The sequence below is a fragment of the Spirosoma litoris genome (assembly GCF_054776755.1).
Map to the genome: position 1 here is coordinate 21168 of NZ_BAAHBI010000055.1, position 22598 is coordinate 43765.

The 22598-nt window shown below is 45.8% G+C and carries 24 protein-coding genes and 1 pseudogene; 21 read left to right on the forward strand and 4 right to left on the reverse strand.

Going from position 1 to position 22598, the window contains the following annotated elements:
- Positions 1 to 145 precede the first annotated feature (145 nt).
- From ACYVGR_RS28685 to ACYVGR_RS28720, 8 genes and pseudogenes are all read left to right on the forward strand, one after another.
- On the forward strand, positions 146 to 598 hold the full coding sequence (locus ACYVGR_RS28685; protein WP_460963319.1) for a QcrA and Rieske domain-containing protein: 453 nt from the start codon (positions 146 to 148) through the stop codon (positions 596 to 598).
- 2 nt (positions 599 to 600) lie between these two features.
- Positions 601 to 1275 carry a hypothetical protein gene (locus ACYVGR_RS28690; protein WP_460963321.1) on the forward strand — a complete coding sequence of 225 codons (675 nt, stop codon included), beginning with the start codon at positions 601 to 603 and terminating at the stop codon, positions 1273 to 1275.
- 25 nt (positions 1276 to 1300) lie between these two features.
- A complete protein-coding gene (locus tag ACYVGR_RS28695; protein WP_460963323.1) occupies positions 1301 to 1582 on the forward strand; it encodes a hypothetical protein in 282 nt (93 codons plus the stop codon).
- 3 nt (positions 1583 to 1585) lie between these two features.
- Positions 1586 to 1861, forward strand: a complete 276-nt coding sequence (locus ACYVGR_RS28700) for a YceI family protein (protein WP_460963324.1) — start codon at positions 1586 to 1588, stop codon at positions 1859 to 1861.
- 319 nt (positions 1862 to 2180) lie between these two features.
- Positions 2181 to 2567, forward strand: coding sequence for a hypothetical protein (locus tag ACYVGR_RS28705; protein ID WP_460963325.1), 387 nt, complete (start codon positions 2181 to 2183; stop codon positions 2565 to 2567).
- A gap of 401 nt (positions 2568 to 2968) precedes the next feature.
- Positions 2969 to 3181, forward strand: coding sequence for a hypothetical protein (locus tag ACYVGR_RS28710; RefSeq protein WP_460963327.1), 213 nt, complete (start codon positions 2969 to 2971; stop codon positions 3179 to 3181).
- Positions 3180 to 3593: pseudogene (locus ACYVGR_RS28715) on the forward strand (catalase/peroxidase HPI); the annotation flags it as partial. The gene ACYVGR_RS28710 and the pseudogene ACYVGR_RS28715, both read left to right, overlap by 2 nt.
- A 201-nt stretch (positions 3594 to 3794) precedes the next feature.
- The gene (locus tag ACYVGR_RS28720) at positions 3795 to 4496 is read left to right on the forward strand and encodes a VIT1/CCC1 transporter family protein (protein WP_460963328.1); all 702 of its coding nucleotides are present in this window, start codon (positions 3795 to 3797) and stop codon (positions 4494 to 4496) included.
- A gap of 514 nt (positions 4497 to 5010) precedes the next feature.
- Here ACYVGR_RS28720 and ACYVGR_RS28725 read toward each other — a convergent pair.
- From ACYVGR_RS28725 to ACYVGR_RS28735, 3 genes are all read right to left on the reverse strand, one after another.
- Positions 5011 to 5400 carry a hypothetical protein gene (locus ACYVGR_RS28725; protein ID WP_460963330.1) on the reverse strand — a complete coding sequence of 130 codons (390 nt, stop codon included), beginning with the start codon at positions 5398 to 5400 and terminating at the stop codon, positions 5011 to 5013.
- A 1138-nt stretch (positions 5401 to 6538) separates the two neighbouring features.
- Positions 6539 to 7384 (reverse strand): FkbM family methyltransferase, encoded by an 846-nt coding sequence (locus tag ACYVGR_RS28730; protein ID WP_460963332.1) that lies wholly within the window; start codon positions 7382 to 7384, stop codon positions 6539 to 6541.
- Between the two features lie 131 nt (positions 7385 to 7515).
- On the reverse strand, positions 7516 to 8829 hold the full coding sequence (locus tag ACYVGR_RS28735; RefSeq protein WP_460963334.1) for a glycoside hydrolase family 2 TIM barrel-domain containing protein: 1314 nt from the start codon (positions 8827 to 8829) through the stop codon (positions 7516 to 7518).
- Between the two features lie 369 nt (positions 8830 to 9198).
- On the opposite strand from ACYVGR_RS28735, the gene ACYVGR_RS28740 reads away from it, so the two are divergent.
- From ACYVGR_RS28740 to ACYVGR_RS28785, 10 genes are all read left to right on the forward strand, one after another.
- Positions 9199 to 9495 (forward strand): 4a-hydroxytetrahydrobiopterin dehydratase, encoded by a 297-nt coding sequence (locus ACYVGR_RS28740; protein ID WP_460963336.1) that lies wholly within the window; start codon positions 9199 to 9201, stop codon positions 9493 to 9495.
- A gap of 77 nt (positions 9496 to 9572) precedes the next feature.
- A complete protein-coding gene (rsmI, locus tag ACYVGR_RS28745; protein WP_460963338.1) occupies positions 9573 to 10301 on the forward strand; it encodes a 16S rRNA (cytidine(1402)-2'-O)-methyltransferase in 729 nt (242 codons plus the stop codon).
- Positions 10276 to 11562, forward strand: a complete 1287-nt coding sequence (locus tag ACYVGR_RS28750; RefSeq protein WP_460963583.1) for a lipoprotein N-acyltransferase Lnb domain-containing protein — start codon at positions 10276 to 10278, stop codon at positions 11560 to 11562. The genes rsmI and ACYVGR_RS28750 overlap by 26 nt, the downstream gene beginning before the upstream one ends.
- A 72-nt stretch (positions 11563 to 11634) precedes the next feature.
- Positions 11635 to 12927, forward strand: a complete 1293-nt coding sequence (locus ACYVGR_RS28755; RefSeq protein WP_460963340.1) for an acetylxylan esterase — start codon at positions 11635 to 11637, stop codon at positions 12925 to 12927.
- A gap of 128 nt (positions 12928 to 13055) precedes the next feature.
- Entirely contained in the window at positions 13056 to 13988 is a 933-nt protein-coding gene (locus ACYVGR_RS28760) for a D-2-hydroxyacid dehydrogenase (RefSeq protein WP_460963342.1), read from the forward strand.
- A 155-nt stretch (positions 13989 to 14143) separates the two neighbouring features.
- Complete coding sequence (locus ACYVGR_RS28765) at positions 14144 to 16858, forward strand: DNA gyrase/topoisomerase IV subunit A (protein ID WP_460963344.1); 2715 nt, start codon at positions 14144 to 14146, stop codon at positions 16856 to 16858.
- A 78-nt stretch (positions 16859 to 16936) separates the two neighbouring features.
- On the forward strand, positions 16937 to 17305 hold the full coding sequence (locus ACYVGR_RS28770) for a VOC family protein (protein WP_460963346.1): 369 nt from the start codon (positions 16937 to 16939) through the stop codon (positions 17303 to 17305).
- Positions 17305 to 18048 carry a SanA/YdcF family protein gene (locus ACYVGR_RS28775; protein ID WP_460963348.1) on the forward strand — a complete coding sequence of 248 codons (744 nt, stop codon included), beginning with the start codon at positions 17305 to 17307 and terminating at the stop codon, positions 18046 to 18048. Before ACYVGR_RS28770 ends, ACYVGR_RS28775 begins: the two co-directional genes overlap by 1 nt.
- Before the next feature lie 106 nt (positions 18049 to 18154).
- A complete protein-coding gene (locus tag ACYVGR_RS28780) occupies positions 18155 to 18658 on the forward strand; it encodes a DinB family protein (RefSeq protein WP_460963350.1) in 504 nt (167 codons plus the stop codon).
- 93 nt (positions 18659 to 18751) lie between these two features.
- Entirely contained in the window at positions 18752 to 19129 is a 378-nt protein-coding gene (locus tag ACYVGR_RS28785) for a hypothetical protein (protein ID WP_460963352.1), read from the forward strand.
- Positions 19130 to 19470: 341 nt separating this feature from the next.
- Here the strand turns inward: ACYVGR_RS28785 and ACYVGR_RS28790 are convergent, their stop codons facing one another.
- On the reverse strand, positions 19471 to 20034 hold the full coding sequence (locus tag ACYVGR_RS28790) for an outer membrane beta-barrel protein (RefSeq protein WP_460963354.1): 564 nt from the start codon (positions 20032 to 20034) through the stop codon (positions 19471 to 19473).
- A gap of 45 nt (positions 20035 to 20079) precedes the next feature.
- On the opposite strand from ACYVGR_RS28790, the gene ACYVGR_RS28795 reads away from it, so the two are divergent.
- From ACYVGR_RS28795 to ACYVGR_RS28805, 3 genes are all read left to right on the forward strand, one after another.
- Positions 20080 to 20259 carry a hypothetical protein gene (locus ACYVGR_RS28795; protein ID WP_460963356.1) on the forward strand — a complete coding sequence of 60 codons (180 nt, stop codon included), beginning with the start codon at positions 20080 to 20082 and terminating at the stop codon, positions 20257 to 20259.
- A gap of 65 nt (positions 20260 to 20324) precedes the next feature.
- On the forward strand, positions 20325 to 21554 hold the full coding sequence (locus ACYVGR_RS28800) for a GTP-binding protein (RefSeq protein ID WP_460963358.1): 1230 nt from the start codon (positions 20325 to 20327) through the stop codon (positions 21552 to 21554).
- Between the two features lie 62 nt (positions 21555 to 21616).
- The gene (locus ACYVGR_RS28805) at positions 21617 to 22528 is read left to right on the forward strand and encodes an NAD(P)/FAD-dependent oxidoreductase (RefSeq protein WP_460963360.1); all 912 of its coding nucleotides are present in this window, start codon (positions 21617 to 21619) and stop codon (positions 22526 to 22528) included.
- The last annotated feature ends 70 nt before the right edge of the window (positions 22529 to 22598 follow it).

Sequence of the window (22598 nt, forward strand, 5' to 3'; positions counted from 1 at the left end):
GGTAATCTGTTTACTAATTGTTTGCACTCTTCTCAGGCGAGTTTTTCTGTTTTCAGACATTAATTTTTTTTAATCAGGCAGCGGCTGTTTTGCTAGCCGCCGTATATCAATTTGAAAACGATTAATGTACTAACCTGAACTTATCATGGATAAAACCGCCGAATCAATGAATCGCCTGGAGTTTCTAAAACAATTGGGACTAAGTGGATCTGCGTTGGTTGCTTTATACTGTGCGGGCACCCTTTCTTCATGCTCGAAGAGTTCGCCCTCCCCGGCAGCACCACTGACCGCTGACATCACACTGGATTTAACGTCAGCAACCTATGCAGGACTGACCACCATTGGTGGGTATGCTTATACGGGTTCTATTTTGGTGGCCCATATCAAAGATGGCAGTTATATCGCCCTATCGAAAGTATGTACTCATGAAGGTACTACGGTAGAATACATTGCTAGTTCAAACACGATTTATTGTCCCAATCACGGAGCCCGTTTTAATACCACAGGGGCCGTTACTCAGGGACCAGCATCCAGGTCATTAACTCAGTATAAAGCCACCCTAAGCAGCGACGGCAAAAGCCTTCTAATCACAAACTAAGTATGCGGCTAAGTCTTTTTGTTTTGCTGTTCTGTGTTAACCTGTTCGCTCAAGCCCAGGACACAACCCGTATCGTTCGTCCGGCAGCCCCAGCTGTTGACACTACTTCCGCCGATCAACTGTTGGCTGGCCTGACCGATTCGTTAACGGCTCAACCCTTGTTACCGAGCAAAATGCTCTTTACCCAACGTGTTTTCTGGGGTCCCAACGGGTTGCTTCGGACAATGAATGTGGCTCCTTTAACGCCTGAAGGCCGGGAGAAAGAACTAAAAATTCGGCGCTCCATGCTGGTTGCTCACCAGGTTATGGGATTTGTTACACTAGCCGGTTTTGTGGTCCAGGGAATTCTGGGCGCTAAACTTTATAACGCCCAGGGCAGTGAGTATACGCGGCTTTTTCAGGCCCACCAAACCACGGCTGCCCTGATCAATGTTTCCTACGGAACTACCGCCTTGCTATCGCTGACGGCTCCGCCCAAAATGCTGGCCGACCGCAAAGGGCTGAGTGGCATAAAGCTGCATAAATACTTAGCCGTTATTCACCTGACGGGTATGATTGCGACCAATATTCTGGCGGGCATGATTCGCCAGAATCCAGACCTAAAACCGCTTCACCGCGACGTTGCGTATACTACATTTGGTGCCTTTGCCGCTTCGATAATTGCCATTAAATTCTGAGCCCCCACTTTAGCTTCATACAGTCATGATGCCTGCCCAAACACTTAACTACCTGATTGGCCTTGTTCTGATTAGCCTGCTGGTTTCAGCTACTACGGTTGGGAAAAAACTGATCGCCGATAAAAAAATATCAACCGTCACCTACACCATGCACCATCCGCTTCATACCTGGGATGGTGTCAGCCATGATGTAAACTGCGCACTGATGTATGATGAGGCCACAAAAGCAGTTGAAAGCGTTGCCGTGGTAATTAAGGTTGCTACGTTCGATAGCAAAGATAGTAACCGGGATTCGCACGCGCTGTAGGTATTGGATGGTATCCGCTATCCGAATGTCACGTTTGTTAGTCAGGTAATACAAACCAATGCTGATGGCACACTGACAGCTACCGGAAAGCTTACCTTTCATGGCGTAACCAAACCTGCTGTACTGGTTTGTACCCGCAAGGAAGACGGAAATAGTTTAGCTATTAGCGGTGCTTTTGATATTAAAATGACCGATTTCAATGTTGAACAACCTTCTCTACTTGGCATGAAAGCCGATGACGAAATCAAACTTAAATTCACTGCTTACTTTACCCGGTAAGGAGGGAAACGTATTGTAGGAACTTTATCCCATCGAAAAGCTAGTGCCTTACCAAAGTAGATTCTGTAGATTCTATCGGATTCTATTGTTGTTATTCTGCTGATAATCATTTCGTAAACCATCAATTAGAATCAAAAGAATCTCTAGACTCTAAATTGGAAAAGTACTAGTAGCCTGGCTAAATATCTTGGATAACAGTTGCAGGAACGATGCGGTAGCCTTAATCAATAGAATAAGAATATTTCCAAATTGGAGCGATTGGTGACTTTTTAAAAACATTAAAACAAACGCCTTGTTATCAGGAAATACTCAGAAAATTATGAAGGCGTTAGTTGCAATTATGTTGGCCTGCCAAATGTTGGGAAGTAGTCTCTTACCCGGCTTTGGCATTGATCAGTCTACCCGATTGGTCGATCTCGTACAACATTATCAGCAACACCGGCAAACCGAACCGGACCTGGGTTTTCTTGATTTCATGATAATGCACTATGGTGCTAATTCGGCCCATCAAAAGCACCCGAACCATAGTCATCATAACTTGCCGACAACAGGACATTCTGTTCCTGTTTTCTTGCTGGCATACCTTCGACTGGCTCCAACGACTGCCATCCAGGAAGTACTTAAGGCTAAAATGCCCTTTTGGCGCAGGGCCGATTTATATTCTTTTCTGGCTGTTTTCGCCCTGATTAACCCTCCTCGGCGGTAGGTAATTCCTGCATACTGGCCGACGTGTGTCCTAACCACAAGGAGATTGCATAACCGTTTTTATAGGTTTCTGTTTGGTAAATAGCCTGCGTAGCTATTTCCTTCTCCTTGCACTAGCTAGTGACAATCCATCTTTCTTAGTTAGCGATGGTATATCTGTCAATCCCGAATTATTGTCCGCACTGCGTTTAACGGGTTTGGCTTACTACTATTTACAGCTATAACTCCAGGTGATTTGCCTGTCGGGAACGGCTGTCTGCTTACGTCATGCCTACAGGTGTCAACCGATGAACTTATTCATTGTGCTCTTCAAACACTCCCGATTCGTATTACCGAGTGCCTTTTATATACTGTTTCATTTTTAAACAATTCCTTATGATTACTCAACACAAAACTCTGAAAATGACAGCATTCAGCGGTCTGTTTATTATTGCCCTTATAGCTCAGCCGTCACTAGCCCAGAATCGCCGGGCGAGCAGCCAGGCACCCGCTACGCCGTCTGCCAATACACCGTCCAGCCAGGGAACTTCTTCGGGCTCTGAGTTAGGCAACTACCGAAATGAGCGGGCAGATGCCTGGATTCCGCTGGAAGCCGAAAAACGACAAGCCTCCTGAGCGAATTTTCCTTGACCGGGCCCAGCTTCTGACGCTAACCGCTCCGGAATGGACTGTACTCGTCGGTGGTCTGCGTGTTTTGGAACAGAATTATGACTACTCAAAGCACGGTGTATTTACGGATCGCCCTGGGCAGTTAACGAACGATTTCTTTCAGGTGTTGACCAGCATGGATTACGAGTGGGTTCCTCAGGATCAACAGGAAATGCTGTTTACCGTTCGGGGTCGGGGGAGTGGCGCTATCAAATACACTGCAACCCGCTGTGATCTCATTTTTGGATCGAATGCGCAGTTACGTAACATTGCAGAAGTGTACGCTGCGGATGATGCGCAGGAACGCTTTGTCCATGATTTCGTAGCGGCCTGGAACAAGGTCATGATGCTTGATCGGTATGACGTCAAGGACGAATAATAGGGCTTACTATCAAACCAGGCACAAACGTAACCCTGTCAACCTGCTGGCTAGTCATTTTCTGTCAGCAGGTTGACTATTGTATGATTGATAAATAGACCTTATTTTATGCCTTGGCGCTTTTATAGTCAGTCTTTAACGTTACCTTAAACGATTCCAGTACTTGAACGACTAGCAACTCACTAACTTTTCCAAATACAGATGGCAACCCCAGACTCTATCCACCACGAACAGCATTTACGCAGTTCAGACATGATTTCGGACATTGTTATTGGTATGTCAGATGGGCTGACCGTACCCTTTGCGCTGGCTGCCGGATTAAGCGGGGCTGTCGCCAATTCATCATTAGTCGTTACGGCGGGTATTGCTGAGATCGTTGCCGGTTCGATTGCTATGGGGTTAGGCGGGTATCTGGCGGGGCGTACCGAAGCCGACCACTATGACTCTGAACGTCGTCGTGAGACAAGAGAAGTGGAAACCATGCCAGAGCGTGAAAAAGAGGAAGTGCGTGATGTATTTGCCAGAATGGGCCTTAATTCAGACTTACAAAAGGTAATAGCGGATGAGTTAGCAAAGGATAAAACCAAGTGGATTGACTTCATGATGCAGTACGAATTGGGACTCGACAAGCCTGATCCGAATCGAGCAACGAAAAGTGCGTTAACCATCGGGCTTTCCTACGTAGCAGGAGGACTCATCCCTTTATCGCCTTACTTTATACTCGCCAGTCCGCACGAAGCCTTGCTATTTTCGTGTGGACTGACCTTGATTTGTTTATTTGTCTTCGGTTATTTCAAGAGTAAAGTTACGGGCCAACCACCCATTTTGGGGGCCGTCAAAGTAATGCTGATTGGAGCTTTAGCAGCTGCTGCCGCTTTTGGTGTCGCACGACTAATTCAGTAATGTCTTGGCCTGAAAATAAAGCGAGGTTTTTCTGAACGATGGTCTCGTAGACCCGTCCTGAAAAGCATTGACCGTTTTGTTATTTATACACCTTTTTATTGACAGGCTAAGTTAGTCCGATTTTTCATTGACCACATAATTTTCGATCACTCACTTGGTATAGTAGTTCTTCCTCCTCCGCTTCAGTTTTCGCTCCTGATGGTGGGCTTGCTCAGGCACCAACATATCACAACCGCTACGGCGGGCTGTTTGAGTGAGGCCGTTTTTAGTTGTATAAAAAGATGACATCGGGCTTGGGCCAACGAGTAAACCAATTGATGCGCTAAATAACCCGGCTGAATCCGAGCCGACGGTTTGTTCACTATCCTGCTGCTTAAGATCGGGACGCCGGAGCGTTCGTTACGATTTGCGATTCAGAGAATTTGCCCTGTTTCATTTCTCTTTTGGTTACCAATGAAAGTTAGTTTTTTTTACTCTACTTTTCACTGGCTCACGTTTAGGGATCAGGACATGTTTAGAACTCTACAGCTTGAATAGTAATAGTGTTTGTAGGATAAAGACTGACGTAGCGACTAATGCCATCATTGCCGGCTAGTCCAATCTGTTTGCCTTTATATTGCAAAGAGTATGCTTCTTTGTCGTAAGCCACTACTGTAACTCCCGAATAGGAATAGTTAATCTTTGTTTTTCCGGAGGTGCCTTTGACCAGAATAGTAACATGTTGGTTGTCTACCTGTGTTACGCTTACTGTTCCAGTGGGAGTCTCATCGAGTAGTGATGTAGTTTGATACTCAGTAATTTCGTATGAGCCAACTACATCGAATATAGAAGTAGGACTGACAGATTGAGTACAACTACTTAATACGCAACAAGGGAGAAGTAATAGTATAATTACTTTTTTCATAAAGGTTATATAGCTTTAAGTATCAATAAATATCCTGTTAGATAATACTTTAAGTTATAAAATTCGAAAGTAATCTAATTTGTCGAACAAAATAAAATTTGAGATTAATATAGGCATTTACACTTATATCAAAGCAAAGTAAAACAAAATTTATTGAATAAAATAGCCTGAGCAAAACGTCTTGTGATATCTAATGGGCGGATACATGCTAATAAAAGCGCTTTTCTTCAAGGTAACCAATGAGCTTTTTCATATAAATTTAATCTCTGGTTAAATCCGCCTTTATCTCGTTTTCTTTGCTTTGAGGTATGAAAACGACAAAGAAAACACTACCCATTCCTGGTCCCTGGACGCTGATATTGCTCATTTCTGCTTCACTTTTCTGGTTCGTAGCAGAAGGAATTTTGAAACTTATTTTCTAAATACAGGTCTATTCTTTCTGGCTTCAACAGTTGAGGGAGAAGTCGTGTAATTTGTGCCGAGATAAGTCGGTTTTGCAGTGAGTGGGCACTGTGACCTGATAGCCTATTAATAAATACATACGCGAATACTAATGGGCTTTGGAGGGCTAAATGCCTGTTTTTGGCGAAATTTGGTCAACTCCCTCTATGACCATGACGTTCAAAATTATTCTTCTCCTGACGGGTGCTATCGCTCCGGTTTCGTTACTAACATCTTTTAAGTCTATATCCAGTTGCCCACGGTGTGGTAATCCGTATCCTGTTCCAAGAGACCGATCTCAAGTAATGAAGTTAATTCCCTGTAAGGCTTATCATTGTCGGGACTGCGGGAAACGATTCTATCAGGTTGGCCCAACGGATTCATCAACGTTGATGCCCGTGTAACGACGGTTGAAACTGGCTAATTGATAGCGATAACCAGAAATATGTCGCAATCAGAACTACATATACTACTAAGAAAAAATAGCTAATGCAACGTTAGCCCAATAGAGAGCGTATTAATGTTTGGTGGAGTGCAACCCGTAAATGGTTTGTGCAATTGATTAGAATTTGAGCATGGGAAACGCTGATTCTGGTAGAGTCAGCGTTTTTTGTACACTTTAGTTAACCACATAGGCACAAATATGAAACGAATGACTTTTGGTCTCTTAATCTCTGTGCCTATATGGTTAATTGATTTATCTACTCAACGAATAGGCCAAAGACTGTTGTTGGTTAGTTGATTTAGCTTTCGAAGTACGCTCCGATACTTTTAGCGAATTATACACGTCTTCCCGAATAAATGTTCGTTTCAAGTTGTGGGTAGAATGAACTAGTACATAGCCTGCTTTTTTTAGTTTAGCGCAGGTTTTCTTTATTCGGAAATGAAATGATTTATCATTCGCATTGTGGACTTCGTCAAATTCTACAAGTATTACTTTTACGTCTAGTTTATCATCAACAATTGTATCAATAACCGTGTATTCTGCGCCTTCAATTTCAAGTTTAACAACGTCTACACTACTATGGCCTAACATAGTCATTAAATTCTTTAATCGATCGACGGGGGCTTCAATATATTCGTTTGATTCCTGAAATAAATAAAGTGAGTGGGAGGCATAATCATCACGCTCTGGCGCAAAAAACTTTAGATTTGTTTTTTGATCCCATACGCCGATTTCGACAAACGTAATTGACTCCAACTGTTCATCGGATATTCGATAGGTAAAAGGCACTGTAGGCTCAATAGTCAGCGGAATCTGCTGTTTGACACACTCTTTGAGTTTTCGGAAATGGTTGATACCCTCAGGCATTGGGTCAAAAATATACACTTGGGCATCGTAAATAACTTTTAATTCCGTGTCGAACGAAACGTCTTCGCCAGCCCCAATGCAATAACAAATAGAATCGCTGCTTAATAAATTATCGGGTAGGTGGTATCCATGAAAATGTGAGCCAATATGAACAAGATTATTTAAGGGTTTCACACCTTGTTGTGGGTGAATACCTAATACTTTTTTAGCAAGGCCAATAACATTTCTCATGGATAATTGTCAATTGTAAGTAGTAGCTTTATTGAGGAAATTTAATTCGAGTCAAAAGGGCTAATCAAAAAAGAATTCTTTTCTGGTACACGTCTGTATTAATTAATACAGACGTGTACCAGAATCATTTGTTATTTCGCCGAATTGGCTGGTTTTACTTCAAAGGAAAAATTGGCCGAAGAAACATGCTTATGTGTATCGTACACATAGGCAAATAACCGGTAAGCCCCCGGTTTATCCGGTAAATGAAACGAAATGGATGAGCGTTCGGGCTTATCTATCAATCCCTTTAAGGCGGGCATTGGCGTTCCCGCATAATCGGCCGAAAACTGAGCGCGTCGTTTGATTTCCCAGTTGTATGTTAAAGAATCACCTTCTGGATCGTTTGTCAATAGTTGTGCCTGATGCGGTATCGAGGAGGCTGTATACGATTGGTAAGTCAACGCCTTGCCATCGATTTGTAAAGGTTGAATGACAGGTGCCTTATTCATTGTCTGTTTACCTGACCAGAGCAGTTGCATCAATTCTACCAGCGAAGTTGATCGGCCTTTATCGTCAAAAACGTTAAACCACGTATGCGTTTCTTCCTGTTTAAAACCCCAGTAGAACAAATAGGAGCCAAGGCAATTAGGCGGTTGAGATCCGATATACTGCCGATAAAACTTATTGACATAGTCATATTTCTGCTGACTGGTTGGCTCGAGTGGTGCTTTCCAGGGAGCAACAGGCGTTTCCCAGTAAGCCTGGGCACCATATTCAGAAATGAGATACGGTTTATCCCAACCGCCTTTTTTTAAGAACTGGGGTAACTTCTCGGTCAATGCATAGGAGTTAACGGCCAATACATCAAGAGATGGGCACCGTTCCTGAACAAGCCAGATTGCCCGTTCACTATCGGGCGAAATAACGGTAGCAACCGGATGATTAGGGTCAAGCTCGTGAACTAGGGTGGCAAGTCGATTGACTTCGTCGTATACCCGGAAATTGCTTGCTTCCATTGCCCATTCATTGCCAACGCACCACATCAATAAGGCGGGATGGTTCCGGTATTTTAAAACGATTTTACGAATGCGTTCAAATTGTCGGTCAACGGCCGTCTGATCATCGTAGTCGAAGCCTTCCAGCTCGCGCTCTACCCACAAGCCAAAAAATACGGTCAGCCCTAACTTCTGAGATTGATCTAAGATAGATTCAGCTTCCAGGTCATCCCAGATACGAATGGAATTGCCTCCGCAGGCTTTTAATTGGGCTAAATGACTAACGCCACCAGCGCCTTTAATAAAATAGGGCTTTCCAAAGCGTAACAGTTGATAAGACTGCCCATTTCGCTGTATAGACGTAGGTTTAACGGCTGCCGACGTTTCGGAATGGGACTTGCTGGTTTCGGTACAGCTGCTAATGAATGTGCTGACTATGAAAATTACTACCGTTAAAGCTAGTCGCATTAGGAACACAATGAAAATTTAAGTTTCTATCTTGACTAATAGATTAACTTTTAGTCACTTCAAGATTAAAAAGTCATTAAGGGACGGGCTTATTAAATGGCTGATAATGCTACCTGACCGATCTAATTTCTGATCCTATTTATCAGGACTTTTTTGGCGGTTAGAGCCATAAATGATACAGACAGTACACCGTCTAGTCAATAAGTTATAGCCATTTTTAAAATAGGCATACTTTGTAGCAAGCCGATAATCACGGCTGGAAAAAGGAGTATTTAAACACTGATTCTGTTGGGATCAGTGTTTTTTTGTTGCCCTGACTTAGCTACGCCTTGTTAGATTGAGAAGGCCTGCTCTACAGATAAGGCGTATATGTATGGAAACACTCGCCTTCGATCAGCGGTTCTAAAGTCAAACAATACTGTAAACCTTATTCCCATGTGGCAGGAAAAAGATAACCAACTCACCCGTGATTTTCAGTTCGCTGATTTTAGCGAAGCCTTTGCGTTTATGACCCGTGTGGCCTTAGTCGCCGAAAAAATGGACCATCATCCCTGGTGGTCAAACGTATATAACCAAGTTACAATCAGGCTATCAACTCACGATGCCGGAAACATTGTAACCGATAAGGATCGTAAACTGGCTGCTGCCATTGATAAAATTGCATGAAGTTTCAAGTTGGTTGCCGAACTTTGGACCGTGCTGAGGAATCGGCTTAAGCAGGGAACCTGTAACCAGAATCGAACTTGAAACTATTTCTCGTGCCGACACCAATCGGCAATCTTGACGATATCACACTGCGAGCAATTAAAACGTTGCAGAGTGTTGATGCAATCCTGGCCGAAGACACCCGAACATCGGGCGTTTTACTGCGTCATTTGAACATTAGCAAGCCGCTTCACAGCTACCATATTTTTAATGAACACCAGACCGTACAGCGGTTAATTGGTCAACTAAAAGAAGGGAAAACCCTCGCGTTGGTGTCGGATGCGGGCACACCCGGAATCTCAGACCCAGGCTTTTTACTCGTACGCGAGTGTATCAAAAATGATATTTCGGTTGAGTGCCTTCCTGGCCCAACTGCGTTTGTACCCGCTTTGGTAAATTCTGGTTTACCCAATGATCGATTTACATTCGAGGGGTTTCTGCCGCACAAAAAAGGACGACAAACGCGCCTGACCGAACTGGCAGGGGAGGAGCGTACGATGGTTTTTTATGAATCGCCCCACCGACTTCTGAAAACCCTTCAACAATTTGCGGAGGTGTTTGGCCCCGATCGACCAGCCAGTGTTTCGCGTGAACTCACTAAGTTATTTGAAGAAAATCGGCGCGGGCCTTTGTCCGAACTTATTACGTATTTTGCCCAAAAAACAATCAAAGGTGAACTGGTTATCTGTGTCCAGGGGAAAGAGCCAAGCCGAGGCAAGGCCAAACGAGTTTATGACAATGATGTTGATGATGAAGACGATGAGTAGGGGGCAGGGAGCAGGGGGCTCGGGGCAGGGGGCTACGCAGCATAAGAGCCGCAAATGGTCTTTTCTGCTGGTACTTTTCGTAGCTTCATCATTCATCATTCATCATTCATCATTCGCCCAAACGCTTTCTCCGGCTGCTCGTGTCAGTCTGATTACTTATGGGCCTGGTGAAGACGATATTTCGTCGGTTTTTGGGCATACCGAAATACGATTTACCGATCCAATGCTTGGTCTTGATAAGGATTATAGTTTTGGTGGTTTCGATTATCGGGCCGATTACTTCATTATAAAATTTTTGCGGGGTACGCTGCCCTATAACCTGACGTCGCACAACTTATATCAGGTTCTGTATTATTACCAGCAAACAAACCGAAGTGTTCGGGAGCAGGTGTTAAACCTGTCACCCACCCAACGCCAACGGTTGTTGACGGCGCTGGAGGAGAATTATCTACCTCAAAACCGAGAGTATCGCTACAAGTTTTATTACGATAACTGTTCTACCCGCCCTCGCGACATGATTGTTCATGCGTGTGGGGATAGCCTGACGATTCCGTCGCGTGCACGCATGACGGGTAAGTCGTACCGCGATCTGATGAACGATTATTTGGGCGAAATGCCCTGGTATCAGTTGGGTATGAATCTGGCTATCGGGCACCCGTCTGACGAGCAAACCGATGGCTGGCGCGCGATGTACCTTCCCGAGCAGCTATTTGATCAACTTTCGCATGCCACGATTCGGCAGGCCGATGGGAAAATTGTCCCTTTGGTGAGTAGTACGCAGTCGATATTTGAACCCCAGCACACATTCCGTCAACAGGTTTCAATCCTGTTCGATCCCGATGTAGTATTTGCGATCCTGGGTGTTCTGGTGGCCCTATTCACCATCCGTCGCTATAAAGTGGCTGGTAAAGTAGATGGCTGGTTCGATCGGCTCCTGTTTGGTATTGTTGGCTTTCTTGGCTGGTTTTTATTGATTCTGTGGATGATCAGAGATGATGGCGTGACGAGTTGGAATCCTACGCTGCTCTACCTGATGCCCTTTCATTTACCCCTGATTTTCTGGGCTACCAGTTCGAATACAACAGCGCGTCGCCGGACCATGTATTTTAGCCTGACAGGTGTGTTGATTATATTCGGTATGATGCTCTCCAATATACCAGGGGGCTTCGATATTTTGTTCCCACTAACATTATTCGTTCGGTGTGTTGTGAATATGCAACCGGCTCGCCAGGCTTATCGAACGCCAGCCCGGATTGATTGATCTTTTTCCGGTTATAATTGAGGCTGGAAGTGCTTTCTGTGAATGATAGAACAAATCCTCGTGCTACATTCCATGAAAAAACTGCTGCTTCCCAGTTTATTACTCATTTGGTTTACGAACGCGCTGGCTCAGCCTGTTGAGCGGCTCGTTAAAGTGATTGTGACGCCCGATCATGCCGATTGGCTCTATAAAACCGGCGAACCCGTTAAATTCAACGTGTCGGTTTATAAGAGTAATGTACTCTTGAAAGGCGCTAAACTCCGTTATGAAATTGGGCCGGAAAAGATGGAGCCCACCAAAAAAGAAACAGTCACTCTGAAAGATGGCACGTTGGCGCTGGAAGGGGGAACAATGAAAACGGGAGGCTTCCTGCGTTGCATCGCTACCGTCGAACTGGATGGTAAAGAGTATCGAGGGCTGACAACGGCTGGTTTCGAACCATTGACGATCAAGCCAACCGTAGCAAATCCTGCCGATTTTAAGGCGTTCTGGGATCAGGCGAAGGCCGATCTGGCCAAAGTCCCTATGGATGTCCGTATGACACTTCTCCCTGAGCGATGCACCGAACTGACGAACGTTTATCAGCTTAACTTGCAGAATATCAACAATTCTCGATTCTACGGAATTTTGTGCGTACCCAAAAAAGAAGGCAAATACCCTGCTATTTTACGGGTGCCGGGGGCTGGCGTTCGTCCGTATAATGGGATGATTGCCGAAGCTGAAAAAGGGTTTATCACGCTCGAAGTAGGTATTCATGGTGTTCCGGTTACGATGGACCCTATTGTGTATGATAATCTTAGTCGGGGTGCGCTCAACGGCTACCCATTTGCTAACCTCGACGACCGGGATCGGTATTACTACAAGCGCGTTTATCTGGGTTGCGTCCGGGCTGTCGATTTTCTGGTGAGTATGCCCCAATATGATGGGCAAAATCTGGCCGTTACAGGCGGCAGTCAGGGCGGAGCGCTTAGCATTGTGACGGCTGGCCTGGATTCCCGAATTAAATGGCTGGGCGCTTATTATCCGGCTTTAGCCGATGTGACAGGTTATCTCAGCGGTCGTGCTGGCGGATGGCCACACATGTTTGTTGGCGACAATCTGGCGTACAATAACAAACCAGATAGAATTAAAACGACGGGCTATTATGACGTGGTGAATTTCGCCCGAATGGTGAATGTTCCGGGTTATTACTCCTGGGGCTTCAACGACGAAACCTGTCCGCCAACCTCCATGTATGCTGCTTACAATGTGATTCCTGGTCCCAAAATGCTGGAATTATACCTCGATACAGGTCACTGGACGTATCCAGAGCAAACAGAGAAAATGACTACCTGGTTGCTGGGACAATTGAAAGGCGGAAAATAAGGATTTAGTTAATCGCATCGGACAACCAGCGAAGAGCGCAGGGTTAAATGCAAAGACCACAAGACGCCAACTTCTTTGTGCACTTTGCGTGAACCTTGCGTTCTTTGCGTTTTAAAACTACTAACGGTATGCAACTTTTTGTTAATCCAGCACTCGACGATACACTTAAAGCAAAACTTAAAGAGCAACTTCCACCTGATATTACAGTCGTATTTCGGGCTGACTTAACTCAAGCTGAACAGCAGGCTGCTTTTCAATCGGCCGACTTTGTTCTAGGAAACCCACCCGCAGCCTGGTTTGCCGAATCGCTTCCTAATTTGAAATTCTGGCAACTGGATTCAGCCGGTTTTGATGGGTATAAATCCGTTCAACTGGACGCCACGATTGCCAATATGGGTGATTACTTTGCCCTTCCCTGCGCCGAAACGATGGTAGCGGGTGTGTTGGCGCTCTACCGAGCCATTCCCGAATTGGCTATTTTACAGAGTCGTTCCGAGTGGGTGGGGGTACCCATTCGTTCCCGAACGAATTTGTTGTGGAAAAAACGAGTGGTTATTCTGGGGACTGGTACCATTGGACAGGCGGTACGACAAATGTTAGCGGGCTTCAATTGTGAGATTTACATGCTGGCCCGCACTGATCCGCACGCCGATTTGCACTCGGCCGACGAACTCAAAGCGCTTCTTCCCAAAATTGACATTGTGGTGAATTGCCTGCCTGGTACGGCGACGGGTTTCTATACTGCCGATCTGATTGATGCCATGCAGCCCGGAAGTATATACGCTAACGTTGGGCGGGGTAGCACGACCGACGAACCGGCGCTGATTAAGGCGTTGCAATCCGGGCACCTTGGTGGCGCTGTTCTGGACGTAACGGTTATTGAACCGTTGCCTGCTGATAATCCACTTTGGTTGTTGCCCAATGTACTGCTTACGCAACATACCGGTGGCGGACAGCCAAATGAAGACGGCGGTAAAGTCGATCAATTTCTTCGGAATTTAGCCTGTTTTCAGGCTGGTAAAACGGTCGAGAATGAAGTGGAGTTAAAGCGCGGTTATTGAAACATAACATACGCTTAATTTGCCGGAACTAGCCTTTTAATGGCTGATATGCCCGTTTTTCAACTTTTTTTTGTATATTTAAGGAGTCGAACGCGACACCAAACGTTCGCTTGGTCTCCGTACTTATCCACTGGAATAGTTCCTGAAGCAAGTCAATGATAAACGAAGAAAATGAACAGCCAATCGAGGACGATAGCCAGCAACCTGAAGAGTTTCCATCAGCTGATGGAACTGAGCTGACGAATGCCCTAGGATTGGAGGAACAACCCGCTGACCCTACTACTGAAGTTCTGCATGATCAAACCGTCGTGTCAGGATTGTATGAAAATTATTTTCTCGATTACGCATCCTACGTTATTCTCGAACGGGCCGTACCGGCTGTTGAGGATGGCTTGAAACCCGTTCAGCGTCGAATCCTGCATGCCCTGAAAGAAATGGATGACGGCCGTTTTAATAAAGTGGCCAACGTAATTGGGCAGACGATGCAATTTCACCCCCACGGTGATGCCTCTATTGGAGAAGCACTCGTCAATATTGGCCAAAAAGAACTTCTCTTCGATACCCAGGGGAGCTGGGGGGACGTGCGTACAGGCGACGGAGCTGCTGCGCCACGGTATATTGAAGTTCGGCTTTCGAAGTTTGCGCTCGATGCCATTTACAACGATAAAACCACCGAATGGCAATTGTCGTATGATGGTCGTAAACGGGAGCCGATTACCTTGCCTGTGAAATTCCCGCTGTTGCTGGCTCAGGGTGTAGAAGGGATCGCCGTTGGGCTTTCGACTAAAATTCTACCCCATAATTTCAATGAGCTGATTGAGGCTTCCATTCAGATTCTGAAAGATAAGCCGGTAGCGCTATTTCCCGATTTTCAGACCGGAGGCCACATTGATGTTAGCAATTACAACGATGGACATCGGGGTGGTAAAGTTCGGGTGCGGGCTAAAATTGAAGAGGTCGACAAGAAAACCCTGGCGATTCGGGATGTACCCTTTGGCGTTACGACCCCGCAATTGATCGATTCAATTGTGAAAGCGGCTGAACTAGGGAAAATCCGGATTAAGGCACCCAGCCGGAATGTGGCCGCGGTGGTCGACAATACGGCTAAGGATGTGGAGATTTTGGTTCACTTACAACCTGGCGTTTCGCCTGATGTAACGATTGACGCGCTCTATGCCTTTACGGATTGCGAAGTCAGCATTTCGCCCAATGCCTGTGTTATTATTGGCGATAAACCGCATTTCGTTAGCGTAACGGATATCCTGCGGGTCAACACCCACCAAACGGTCCAGTTGCTGCAACGGGAACTGGAGATTCGCCGAAGTGAGTTGATGGAGCGTCTGTTGTACAGCTCACTCGAAAAGATTTTTATCGAAAATCGAATTTACCGGAAAATCGAGGAGTGCGAAACGTTTGAAGCGGTACTTGAAGCGATTGATAAAGCGCTTAAACCGTTCAAGAAACAATTCTATCGGACCATTACGGAGGACGACCTCATTCGCCTGACGGAGATCAAAATCAAACGGATTTCCAAATATGATGGCTTCAAGGCGGAGGAGCTGATGCGTCGACTGGAGCAGGAGCTAGCCGAAACAGAAGACAATCTGGCCAACATCACGCGCTATGCCATCAATTATTACAAAGACTTACAGAAAAAGTATGGCAAAGGGCGCGAGCGTAAAACCGAAATCAGAGCCTTTAATACCATTGCTGCCAATGTGGTAGCGGCTGCCAACCAGAAGCTGTATGTTGACCGCGAAGGTGGCTTTATTGGCTACGGCTTGAAAAAAGAAGAGTACGTTAGCGATTGTTCCGATATCGACGACATCATCGTGTTTCGGCGTGATGGCAAGTGTATGGTGACCAAAGTCCAGGATAAAGTGTTTGTCGGCAAGGATATTCTGTATGTTTCGGTATTCAAGAAAAACGATGAGCGCCGGATTTATAACCTGATCTATTTAGACGGGAAGTCTGGGATTTCGATGGTGAAACGCTTCCCGGTAACGGGCGTTACCCGCGATCGGGAATATGACCTGACGATGGGAAATCCGAAATCGAAGCTAACATATTTTAGTGCTAACGATAACGGGGAGGCCGAAGTGGTTACGGTTAACCTGACGGCTCAAAGTTCCGCCAAAATCAAGCAGTTTGATTATGATTTCGCATCCGTTGGCATTAAAAACCGTTCGGCGCAGGGTAATATCCTGACGAAGTATCCAGTTCGAAAAATCACGCAGAAAACAGGTGGCGTATCCACCCTCGGGGGAGTCGATATTTGGTACGACGAACACCTGGGACGGCTTAATCGCGATGAGCGTGGTCGGCTGCTGGGGAATTTTGATGCGAAAGACAGCATTCTGGTCGTTTATAAAGACGGTCAATATGAACTAACGAGCTTTGATCTGACCAATCGGTACGAGCCCAACGATATCACCACGCTGATAAAGTTTGACCCGGAAACTGTGCTGTCGGTGGTATATTACGAAGCTAACCAGAAGGCCTGGTATGTGAAGCGATTTAAAGTTGAAACGACGACCCTAGACAAGAAGTTTAGCTTTATCGGCGACACGAAAGGGTCGAAGGCACTGGCCGTTACAACAGATCGGTATCCGCGTATCGAGGTCGTTCATCAGGTGAAAGACCGAGGTCCAATGGAAACCATGATCCTGGAGCCTGAAGGATTTATTGATGTACGCGGTTGGAAGGCGTTGGGTAACAAGTTGCCATTCGCCAAAGTGAAAGATGTCAAACTGCTGGCTCCTAAGATTGTTAAAGAGCCTATAAAAGCAACGTCAATAGCCGATACGGTCAGTACGATCGAGGTAGAAGAAAAAGAATCAGAACCTATTCAACTAGGTCTTTTTTCGTAATTTACAGTAATAGGTTTATGGTATTTGGGTTACTCGAATACCATAAACCAAAACTAGAGTCCGAGTAGCGATAACCCGATGGCCGATACAACGTTTTTAGGCTTGCGAACAGTAATTTATGCCGCGCCTAACCTTAGCGAAACAAAAGAATGGTACACGAAAGCGTTTGGCGTTGAACCCTATTTCGACCAGCCGTTCTATGTTGGCTTTAACATCGGTGGCTTTGAACTGGGGCTCGATCCGAATGTACAGATTGTGGAAGGAAGCACGTTAACCTATTGGGGCGTTTCGGATATTGAGGTGAGTGTTCAGAATTTAGTTGGCCTGGGCGCTACGCTACACTCGGATATTCAGGATGTGGGAGAGGGTATTAAAGTTGCCGCCGTGCGCGATCCCTTTGGCAACGTGATTGGTGTAATTGAAAACCCTCATTTTAGTAATTACTAATGAACACGACTTTGGCTACTGACTACAGCGACGAAAGGCACCACGAAGCGGCTGGAGTTCGTATTGTCAAGCGTGTCATTAAGCTCATAATTGTGCTAGTATTTGCAGGAGCCATCGTTGTTCTGATCAGCAACTGGTGGATCGTATACAATACCAAAGACCAGATTTATTTTGACATCAATGAGCTGCCCGCTAATGATTACGGGTTAGTACTGGGAACCAGTAAGTTTGTTCGGACAGGGAAAGAAAATCTGTTTTTCCGCTATCGAATGGAAGCTACCGCCCGACTCTGGAAAGAAGGTAAAGTAAAATACCTGATCCTGAGTGGTAATAACGATTCCGAATACTACAATGAACCTGCCGATATGCAGCGAGCTTTGGTCCGTCTGGGCATTCCAGCCTCAGTAATGCAGCTCGATTATGCGGGTTATCGAACGTTCGATTCGGTTGTGCGTTGCAAGGACGAATTCAATCAGGAAAAGATTACGATCATCTCCCAGAACTTTCACAATGCCCGCGCCCTCTACATCGGTAATCATGAGGGGATGGAAGCCATTGCTTTTGCTGCGCAGGATGTACCTGATGGTTATTCGCTGAAGACACTTGTTCGGGAATACCTTGCCCGGCCTTATGCCTTGTTCGATGTACATGTGTTACGCCCGCAGCCCGAAAAAGGCAACTGGCAGCGAAGCGCCAATAAGCGCCAATCGCACGGGCGTCGGACGGCTGATGTTGCCCCGTAAAAACTATTTTGCCAAAGCATTAGTCGAAGTCTGCCTGAACATCCACCCGTGGGTTTAGTTCATAACTAAGTAGCGGAACGAAAACGCAGATCAGACTACTATCGTTATGACTTCATCCAATCAAACCAGTACAGACATTAACTCCGCCGTTCGGAAGCAATTAATCAGTTTCCTTACCGGTAGCAATGCCCATCAGTCGTTCGATAATGCCGTTAAGGGGCTACCTGTAGAGTTACGAGGAGTAAAACCCGATAATCTTCCGTATAGCATCTGGCAAATAGTAGATCATATACGGATTGCACAATGGGACATTCTCGAATTTTCCCGCGATCCTGATCACCAATCTCCTCCCTGGCCAGATGGGTACTGGACAAAGGAAATTGCGCCCCCAAATGAAAACGCCTGGCAACAGGCACTGGATCAGATTCGGGCAGACCTTACTGCCTTTATTGAGCTGCTAAACGACTCTCAACGCGATTTATACGCCCCCTTTGCCCATGGCGATGGGCAGAATCTGCTCCGCGAAGCCCTGCTCATTGGCGATCATACTGCCTATCATGTAGGAGAAATAATTATCATACGACGATTACTGGGAGCCTGGAAAAAATGAACCAAAAATCTGCCTAATTTATAATTCTAGCCCGCTCGATAAATTACTGATTTTATTATTATATACCTTTGTGGTTCACTATAAGAAATTCTCATGTCTACAGACAGTCAACCGAACAAACTACCGAGTCAACCCGCTTTTACGATTACCGCTCAATCAGCCGCTCATAAACAGGGGGTTGTGAACGTACCCGCTAGCGTTGATTCGTATTTTGGCGAGCATGGTAAAATTGTCGTAGTAACTCTTCCGAATGATCAACGAATCCATTGCTCTATTGAACGGAAGAAAACATCGAAGCACGGAGCCAGCTTTTCTCATCCTTCCCTTAAGGAGTATTTTGGAAATAAAATCCAGAAAGACTGGGAATATCGGGTCAAAATCAGTGGCATGAACTCGGTCAGTATTCGGCCAATTGAAACCGCCACTGAGGTTGTCGAAGTAACCCCCAAAGTCGAAGAATCGCAGGAATAGGCCATGCAATGGCCTACTCAGGTTTTCAGATCTAACACAATTACCAGGCACTTTCCCGTTTATTGAGGAAGTGCCTGTTTTGCATTCGCGTAACAGGCTATTAAATTTAATGAGTGAAAGAGTGAATGAGCCAATGAGTGGGTTAGCCGAATGGTTTTCGCTCATTCACTCTTTCATTATGGCAACCATTTCGAGAAAGTCTTTTTCGCAACAATGTTTGCGGGCAGGAGCGTTGGTTAGTCTATCGCCAGCGGTGGTAAATGCGTGGCCTGCCCGATCTACAGACGATGAATAGACTAATCTCTATTTCAAGCGTTTAGTAAGTAGCCACTATCGTAACCTTATTTCAACCGATAACTAATGCCAATACTCGCTTGCCAACGATTATAAGCTGGGGTTAAATAAGAAGACTCTACCCAACTCCGTTCAGCGGTTGCCTCCAAAGACCAGCGTTTTCCCAATCGGTAATGGGCGCCTAAACCCGCATTTGTTTGCCAGTTGTTATTCCGAATGCCATTCATAGAGGCAAAGGGATCTATTGGATCGTATTTGTCATATTTACTCCGACCATAAGTTGCACCAAGTTGAGCAAAGAGCGCGAACCGATTTCCCCGCAAGAAGTAATATCGGGTCGATAAGCCAGCACCCAAATAGGTAAAGGGATAAAATGAGTTCGATGTTAGGTAACGTCCCTCAAGAGCTACCGACCAGCCATCCGCAAGGAAATACTGGATTCTAGGCACGTAATAAGTTGTTGTTGAGGAGCTTCCTTTGTAGCCTTGTCCAAGTGAGAAACCTACATGTACATGCCCTTTTCCCAAAAAATCGTTCTGGTGCTTGTTAGGAACCATCTGAGCAAATCCGAGTAAGGGTAATAAAATACCGAATAGTACTATAGCCAACATTGGGCTTATTTATAGGCTCGTAGCGCAACTAAAGCAGACCCCTAAATGCAAAATGAAAAAATAAATTGGGGCGAGTTAGGGCTGGCTGGCTTAATAGAGAATAAACTGCGGGGTTGGGTGCTGGCGGGGTTTTATTGCAACATTGTTGCAATAAAACCCCGCCAGCACTTGGATTGTGTTGGTAATATTTTCACTTTTGCAACGTTGTTGCATTTGTGTGAATAATAAAGATTGCTACGTGCTTCAGGGTAGAATCATTGGGCAATCTTAAGACTTAATCGATCCGTCTGATGAAAAAATTACCTGTAACGGTGCTAAGTGGCTTTCTGGGCGCGGGCAAAACTACCTTATTGAATCATGTACTGCACAATAAGCAGGGATTGAAAGTTGCTGTGATTGTCAACGACATGAGCGAAGTAAACGTGGATGCTCAACTGGTGAAAGGCCAAAATACGTTGTCGCGAACGGAAGAAAAGTTAGTGGAGATGTCGAATGGGTGTATCTGCTGCACGTTGCGTGAAGACCTGATGCTGGAAGTCGAGAAGCTGGCTCTCGAAAATCGGTTTGATTATTTACTCATCGAATCGTCTGGAATTTCGGAACCCCTGCCCGTTGCGCAAACATTCACGTTTCAGTCCGAGGAGGGGCATGGGGTCGACCTGTCTCGGTTTGCGCGATTGGATACGCTCGTAACGGTAGTTGATGCGTTCAATTTTGGTCGTGATTTTGGTTCAGTCGAAAATGTCTATCAGCGAACCCTAAACCAGAATGCCGATCAGGCCGATCCTGCTGATACGCGCACGATTGTCAATCTCCTGACCGATCAGATCGAGTTTGCGAACGTGATCATTCTGAACAAAACGGATTTAATAAGCCGCCACGAGTTGGGTGAACTCAAGGCAATTTTACAGAAGCTGAATCCAGGAGCTCAACTCATTGAATCGGAGTTCTCGAAAGTCGATCCCGCGCAGATTTTAAACACATTTCGCTTCGATTTTGACGAGGTTTCGCAGTCGGCGGGCTGGATTCAGGAACTGCAAAATCACAAAAATGGACAAGCTCATACGCCCGAAACCGAAGAGTATGGTATTTCGTCCTTTGTGTTTCGCGACTCTCGTCCGTTTCATCCGGTCCGTTTCTGGAATTACCTAAGCGAGAATTTTCCGGCGAGTATCCTGCGAAGTAAAGGGTTATTCTGGCTGGCCTCACGTCCAAACGATGCACTGAATTTTAGCCAGGCTGGTGGTAGCCTTCGAGCAGAAGCGGCAGGTGTTTGGTGGGCCTCCATGCCGTTTGCCCAACGAATTCAGTACGGGGCTTTTCTGGAAAATCAGAAAGCCATAGAAGCGCGCTGGCACAAACGATTCGGCGATCGGCGGAACGAACTGGTCATCATCGGACAGGACCTGGATCAGGCAATCATTAAGGCCGAATTGCGGGAGTGCCTTTGTACTGAGCTGGAAATTAAACACATGGAGAATCGAGGGGCTTTTAAAGACCCGTTTCCTGTATGGGAGTAGTAAACTGCTGATCATCAGTGTATATTCCAGAAGATCCACAAAAACAATAAGCCGTAGTTTGTATGAAAAGTGAACCGGAATTTGATGTCATTATTATTGGAGGAAGCTATGCGGGTTTATCGGCCGCTATGGCGCTGGGAAGGTCCATTCGTACGGTTTTGATCATTGATGGTGGCCAGCCCTGCAATAGGCAAACCCCACATTCGCATAATCTGATTACGCAGGATGGCGAAACACCAGCGGCCATTGCGGAAAAAGCGCGGCAGCAGGTACTGGCTTATCCAACCGTTCAGTTTAAAGAAGGGCTGGTTGTTTCGGTGACGGGTACTTCAAACCAATTTGAGGTAGTGACCGGAGCAGACCAACGATTTACAGCCCGGAAAATCCTGTTTGCTACAGGCTTACGTGACCAACTCCCGTTGTTACCCGGCTTTTCAGATTGTTGGGGAATTTCGGTCATTCACTGCCCTTTTTGCCACGGCTACGAATACCGGGGCCAGCGCACGGGCATTCTGATGAATGGCAATGCTGGTGTTGAATTGAGCTTGTTTATTCATAATTGGTCGCCCAACCTCACCCTGTTTACGAATGGGAAATCGACGCTTACGCAAGAGCAGCATCAACAACTGACTGATCGATCGATTCCGATTGTAGAAAAAGAAATTCAGCAAATCCGTCATGAAGGCGGGTATGTGAACGCGCTCGTGTTTACGGATGGCACTGAGTATAGTTTGGATGCCTTGTATGCCCGGCCTCCTTTTGAGCAGTCGACAGATATTCCCAAACGTTTGGGCTGTACTTTCACTGAACAGGGTCTTATTCAGGTTGATGAGTTGAATCGAACCAATGTGCCGGGTGTATATGCGGCAGGAGACAACAGTACGATGATGCGGGCGGTAGCCGCGGCTATTGCTGCCGGAACCAAAGCGGGTGCCATGCTAAGCCGGGAGCTGATATTATTAGCTGTGAATTAGTAATAAAGGCTACTTCCTCTTTGTAGAAGAAGCCCGGTGCCGCTGGAAAGTCCATGCCTACTAACAAATT